The following is a 606-nucleotide window of genomic DNA, read 5'->3' as shown; positions in this document are numbered from 1 at the left end:
GCTATATCCATGCCTCAGTACCTCGCGTGTGAAATGTCCCGAACATGGTGTCAAGCTGATTGATGTGCCCTGGGCGCGCAAAGGCAGTGCTTTTACCTTGCTATTCGAGCAAGCGGCTTTGACCCTAGTTCGGGAGATGTCGGTCAACGCAGCCGCTCGTATCATTGAAATCACTGACAAGCGTTTATGGCGCATTGTCGAGCACTATGTTGGTCAGGCCATTGAGCAGTTTGATTTGTCCGATGTCAAAGCGGTTGGGCTGGATGAGACGGCAAGCAAACGGGGCCATAACTATGTCACCGTATTTATCGATATGGAGCGGCGAAAAGAGCCTGTGCTATTTGTCACCTCCGGTAAGGGCAAGCAAACCGTGGCAAAGTTCTCCGATTTCCTGAAAACGCATAAAGGCGAGCCATCGGTGATTCAGGAAGCGGTATGTGATATGTCACCCACCTTTCTTACGGGGATAAAAGAAAGCTTGCCACAGGCAGAGGTTACAGTGGACTGGTTCCATATTGTGCAGACCTTTACCCGCGCATTGGATAAGGTGAGAAAACGGGAAGGCCATGTCAAACCCTTGCCAAAACACTTACGCTGGAGCGTACT

General features: G+C 50.7%; 1 protein-coding gene. It reads left to right on the top strand.

Annotated features, from left to right (window positions below):
• Positions 1–64: 64 nt before the first annotated feature.
• Positions 65–606 (top strand): transposase (locus tag ACOCD2_RS25055; protein WP_419626369.1); only part of this gene is annotated, 542 nt, incomplete at its 3' end.

Origin of the sequence: Thiolapillus sp., from assembly GCF_048562965.1 — a bacterium.
Lineage (GTDB): Bacteria > Pseudomonadota > Gammaproteobacteria > Chromatiales > Chromatiaceae > Thiolapillus > Thiolapillus brandeum_A.
Note: the sequence above shows the minus strand (reverse complement) of the source record. Positions and strands in the feature narration are given on the sequence as shown.